This window comes from Corallococcus sp. AB045, from assembly GCF_003668895.1.
Taxonomy (GTDB): Bacteria; Myxococcota; Myxococcia; order Myxococcales; family Myxococcaceae; genus Corallococcus; species Corallococcus coralloides.
In genome coordinates this window covers 1-5,562 of record NZ_RAWN01000337.1, presented here as the reverse complement: position 1 = coordinate 5,562, position 5,562 = coordinate 1, and the positions used below count along the sequence as shown (strand labels likewise).

Annotated in this window: 3 protein-coding genes; all 3 read left to right on the top strand. The window is 71.6% G+C overall.

The genetic code is table 11. The features are described 5' to 3' along the window. Window positions 1–397, top strand: a 397-nt coding sequence (locus D7Y21_RS43240) for a hypothetical protein (RefSeq protein ID WP_233612481.1), incomplete at its 5' end; no start/stop codon positions are given. 3 nt (window positions 398–400) lie between these two features. Next, a complete protein-coding gene (locus D7Y21_RS43570) occupies window positions 401–4,102 on the top strand; it encodes a type VI secretion IcmF C-terminal domain-containing protein (RefSeq protein WP_121718496.1) in 3,702 nt (1,233 codons plus the stop codon). A gap of 23 nt (window positions 4,103–4,125) precedes the next feature. Next, the coding region (locus D7Y21_RS42460; protein ID WP_199735593.1) for a hypothetical protein at window positions 4,126–5,562 on the top strand (1,437 nt) is incomplete at its 3' end.

Below are 5,562 nucleotides of genomic sequence, written 5' to 3'. Positions count from 1 at the left end.
ACGCCTTTCCCGCCCGCTACTACGCCGTCAGCGCCGCGAGCGTGCTGGGGCTGCAGGGCCTGCTCTGGTGGGTGACCCGGTGAAGCCACAAGCCGCCGCACCCCAGGCTCCGGCCGCGGCCACGATCGACGCGGCGCCCGCGCTGCTCCAGGAGGTGCGCAAGACCGTCGCCGCGCGCCTGGGGGTCGGGCGCCATGGCCTGGAGCCGATGCTGGACGAGCTGGGCCAGACGCTGGCCCGCCTGATGCCGGGGCCGGGTGACGCGCGGTTGTCGCCGGAGGAGCAGGAGAAGGCGAGAGCGTCGTTCGCGGGCACGGTGGACACGCTGGAGGACGTCCTGGAGGCCCTGCATCGCGCGGGTCGGGCTGGGAACGTCCTGGGCTGGGGGGAGCGCTGAGCCATGGATGTCATCAAGAAACTGATCGCGTTCATCCCACCGAAGTGGAAGCCCTACGCGCTGCTCCTCGTGGCGCTGCTGGCCATTGGCATTCCGCTGTTCCTCGTGTGGCGCGCGAAGCGCAAGAGCGCGCCGGCCGGAGGGACCGCCGCGCCGGAGCCCCTGGCGAAGAACCGGCTGCGCAAGGTGCGCGAGAAGTTCCTGGCCGGGCTGCCCCTGCGCCACCGGGTGGCGGTGAGGGACCTGCCGGGTGTGGTGGTGATGGGGCCGGCGGGCGCGGGCAAGTCGCGGCTCATCGAGCTGGACCTGGACTGGAAGCGGCAGGCGCGGCAGTTCCTGCCCAGCCTCCTCACGGACTCGCTGCTCCAGGTGTACCTGGGCGCGGACGTCGTCGCCCAGGAGGTGTCCCCGCAGCTGTTGGAGGACGAGTCGCCCCAGGCGCGGGAGGCCCTGCGCCGGCTGTGGAGGGACAGCTTCGGCGGCGGTCAGCAGGCGCTGGCGGTGCTGGTGCTGGACGCGCGCTGGCTGCAGGACACGCCCCCGGACGAGGTGCGCCGGGCCGCGCAGCTGTTGCGAGGCAAGCTCAACCTGCTGGCGGAAGTCCGCGGGGGCGCGTTCGAGACGCGCGTGTGCCTCACCCACCTGGATGAGCGCGAGGGCTACGCGGACTTCGCGAAGCTGCTGCGCGCGCACCACGTGCCGCTGCGCTTCCCCCTGCCCCCGCCCGGCCAGGAGGGCAAGCTGGGCTCGCTGCTCAAGGCGCAGGAGCAGTACCTGGCGCTGGGCCTGACGGCGCTGCCGGTGGAATCCTTCGAGCGGCTGGAGCGCTTCTATTCGGAAGGCCACGCGCCCTTCGAGGCGCTGTCGCGCTTCGTGACGGCGCTGATGGAGGGCCAGACGCTGGCGTACGCGCCCCGGCTGGCCACGGTGTCGCTGTCCTCCGCGGACAAGGACGCGAGGGATCCGGACGTCCTCTCGGTGTCCGCCGAGGCCAGCACGGCGCGAGCGGTCCACGACCGCTACCTGCACACGCACCTGCGCCGGGCGGTGCTGCTGGGCCTGGCGTTCGCGCTGCCGCTGCTGGCCGCGTACGGGCACTTCGCCTGGAGGCTGGGCCAGGCGCGCACGCGCGTGCAGCGCTTCGAGGACATGGTCCAGCGCATGCGCGACCAGGGGCAGGCGGTGTCCGGGGCCGCGGTGCAGGAGCCGGTGCTCGCGGCGGGCCACTCCCTGGACTCGCTGTGGAGCGCCATGAACACGTGGCCGCTCTTGCGCTACAGCTTCACCGGCGCGCGAGAGGACCTGCGCCAGCGTCTGGCCCGGGGCATCCGCGAGGCGCACATCCGGCCCGCGCTGGAGAAGTGCCACCGCCAGCCGGACACGTGCCGTCCGGAGCAGGTCGTCTACCTGCTGGCCACGTTGCACGGCTCGCGCGAGGAGCCGCTGGGGCAGCTGGTGCTGTCCAGCCTGAAGACGCGCCCGAACTGGAGCTTCGTGTCGGAGGGAGGCACGGCCGAGCCCGCGGGCGACGTGGCGGCGCTGGAGGCTGGGCGCTCGTGGGTGACGGCGGTGGGGCTGAACGAGTCCCTGGTGGCCGACTACGTCACCATGAGTAACCCGCCGTGGTCCGCGCCGGACACGCCCGAGGCCAGCTGGGCGCGCTGGCCCTTCCCGGAGCCGCTCACGCTGGAGGCGCAGCTGATGCCGTGGCAGGCGCACCTGCGGCGGTTGCAGGACCTGCTGGCGAACCGGGCCGTGGAGCCGCGCGAGCTGGAGCGGCTGGACGCGGACCTGGAGGCCATGCAGGACGAGCGCCGCAGGCTCCAGGCGCTGCTGGACGACAGCGCGCGCTTCAGCAGCCTGCCGCGAGCGTTGGAGCTCCTGGCCGCCTCCGAGGCGCGCGTGGACACCAGCCGCTTCCGGGGCATCCCCTCCACGCTCAAGACGGTGGCGTGGATCAACGACCACCGGGACGCGCTGACGAACGTGCTGCGCATGGAGGAAGAGGCGTACCTGGGTGTGAAGGCGGTGCAGAAGATGACCGTGGCGGAGCTGCTGGTGCGCGACGGCCTGTGGCTGCCGGGCAACGGCCCCGCGGTGCTCCAGGTGCCGGTGCTCCAGAGCACCTTCGAATTCCGGCCCAAGGACGGCTCGCGGCTGCTGCACCAGGCACTGCTGCGCTACCACGAGAAGACGGGGCGCCTGCCCTTCGGCGTGATGGAGGGCGAGGAGGTGGTGGCGTCGCGGAGTGGCGCGACCCTGGCGGCGGACCGGCTGGAGTTCGACACGCGGCTGCGCCCGCTGGTGGACGAGTTCACCACGCGAATCAAAGGCGCGGGGCTGCCGGTGGAGGAGGTGTCGCAGCGCCAGGAGCACGTGCGCCGCAAGGTGAACCAATTCGCGTACCAGTACCGCAACCGCCTCTTCCAGCGCGTGTCCACCTACCGCTTCCAGGCGGTGATTCCGGCGCTCCTGGCGGAGGAGCTGTCGCGTCTCACGCAGCCGTCCTCGGAGCTGGTGGACATGCTGCGCGACGTGGCGCAGGGCGTGGCGCTGGAGCCGTTGGACGGGCCCTTCTACGAATCGCTGCGCAACGCGGTGGCGCCGTTCAAGCCCATCGCCACGGTGATGAAGCCGGACGAGACGGGCAACTACACGGCGCTCAACCCCTACCGTGCGCTGGTAGCCCAGATGTCGGACGAGCTGAACGCGGTGCCCCGTCCGGGCGTGGTGCCCGCTGAGGCGACGGCGTCGCTCAACGGAGGCCTGGCCACCGGCAGCGCGCAGCCAGCGAGTGGGGCCGCGAAGCTTCCGGAGCTGCTGACGCCGCTGGGGCGCCTGGCCTTCGCGATGATGCTGGAGGACGACACGTCCTACCTGCGCAAGGTGGACGCGTGGCTGGACCAGCAGGGGCTCATCGGAGAGCTGCGGCAGCCCTTCCGCCAGCCGTTCCTCGCGGTGCGCGAGCTGGGGCAGCGCGAGATTGAGAGGACCCTGGAGCGGCAGTGGGACGACGCCTCGGGTCGGTTCCTGCGTCCGCTCTTGGGGCGCTATCCGTTCACGCCGGACGCGTCGCAGGAGGTGGATCCGGGAGACCTGGAGGTCCTGCGCAAGCAGGACGGCGCGTTCTGGGAGTTCGTGACGCGGGTGCTGGCGCCGGTGTGCGAGGAGCGAGGCTCGGAGTGGGTGGCGCGAGGCGCGCTCCAGTCCCGGCTGTCGTTGCCGCAGGGGATGTTGCCCACGCTGGGGAGGCTGTCGCGGCTGGCCCGCATGTTGTGGGACACGGAGGGGAGGCCGCGGCCACTGATGCTGCAGGTGATGCCGTTGCCGCTGCCGAAGGCGCCCACGCAGGGCAGCTTCGTGACGCTGGGTTCGCTGAAGTGCGGCAAGACGACGTTCCTCGCGTACAACCAGAGTCCGTCGTGGCAGGAGTTCCCGCTGGCGTGGTGGGACCAGCAGACGGCGTCGCTGATGCTGGAGGTGCGAGCGCCCGCGGACCAGTCGGTGCAGTACGCGTCGCTGGAGAAGTCGCGTTCGGCGTGGAGCTGCTTCCGGCTGCTGGAGTCGTCCCAGTCCACGGAAGACCCGCAGCACCGCCGTTGGTCGTTGAGAGCGCGAGGCGCCACCTCCACGGACGGGGTGATGGACCTGCGCTTCGGGCTCAAGGGTGAGCCCTGGATCCCGTTCCGCGAGGTGCCGCGATGAAACCGTGGGCAAGCTGCATCCCCTTGGCGCTGTGTTTCCTGGCCGCGTGCCAGCCGAGCACGCTGCACTTGAGCGTGAAGGCGCCGTCAGGGACGAACCAGGGCCGGCCGCTGTACATGCTGGTGCGCAAGGTGGATCCAAAGCAGTTCGCCGTGGAGTCCTACGGCGAGGTCTCCGCGCGCATCTTCCAGCCGGACGCGGACGTGCTGCTGTCGGCGCTGATCTACCCGGGCACGCTGCAGCGCCTGAAGGTGCCGCTGCCGGAGAACGCGCCGGTGGCGGTGTCGTTCCTCTTCACCGCGCCGGACGGCACCTGGCAGCAGTTCGTCAACACGCCCACGCCAGGCTCGCTGGACATAGAGCTACTCGAAGGGCGCATCCGCACGGGCACCCAGCCCGCGGCGCCCAAGGAAGGCGACGACGCGGCGAAGCCGCGGGACGGAACAGGTGACGCGCTGGAAGGCGCGGTAGCGCAGGCGATGCCCACCGGCTCCCAGGGGCCCGTCATGGGCGCGCCGGAGCAGGTGACGGAGCCGGGCGCGCCGGTGCCGGACGCGGCGGTGCCGGGCAAGAAGAAGAAAAAGGACACGGGCCCCAAGGCGGACACGCTGGGCGAGGCGCCGGACGAAGCGGACAAGGTGGACGACAAGGGCGGGCCCCAGCAGCGGATCCGCGTGTTCGGCCGCGTGTTCGCGCGCGGCGCCGCGGACGAGCGCCAGAAGTACGAGCGCGACCTGGGCATCGAGTCGGCGCGCGTGGGAGTGGCCGCGTCGCTGTCCAACCTGGAAGCGGAGGTGAGCGCGGATCTCGCCTCCAAGACGATCCTGAAGGACGCGTTCGTGCGGCTGGCGGACGACGGCAAGCGCCTGCGGCTGTACGCGGGCCGCTTCAAGTCGCCCTTCCTGCAGCGCTCGCAGGAGTCGGCGTGGCGCCTGCCCATCCAGGAGCGCGGGCTGGTGGAGGACTACCTCACGGAGACAAACGCGCTGGGTGGGCGGCGCCTGGGCGTGATGGGCGAGATGCGGCTCAAGGAGGCGTGGGGCCTGAAGTTCTCCGCGGGCCTCTTCGAGGGCGGCGAGGACGCGACCGGGAAGCGGCTGAGCGAGGACGGCTCCGCGCGGCTGAGCATCCGCCCGTTCAAGTTCCTCACGCTGGGCACGAGCACGTACCTGACGCAGGTGATTGACGGGACGAAGCAGTACGCGACGGCGGCGGACGCGGAGCTGAACCTCTGGGGGCTGTCCGTGACGGGTGAGGCGGCGGTGGGACGGCTGGCGTTGGGGCCGTTCCAATCGCAGTCGGTGCTGGCCTACTGGACGGTGCCGGTGGGCCACGAGCTGGGCATCGAGTCGGCGCGCGTGGGAGTGGCCGCGTCGCTGTCCAACCTGGAAGCGGAGGTGAGCGCGGATCTCGCCTCCAAGACGATCCTGAAGGACGCGTTCGTGCGGCTGGCGGACGAC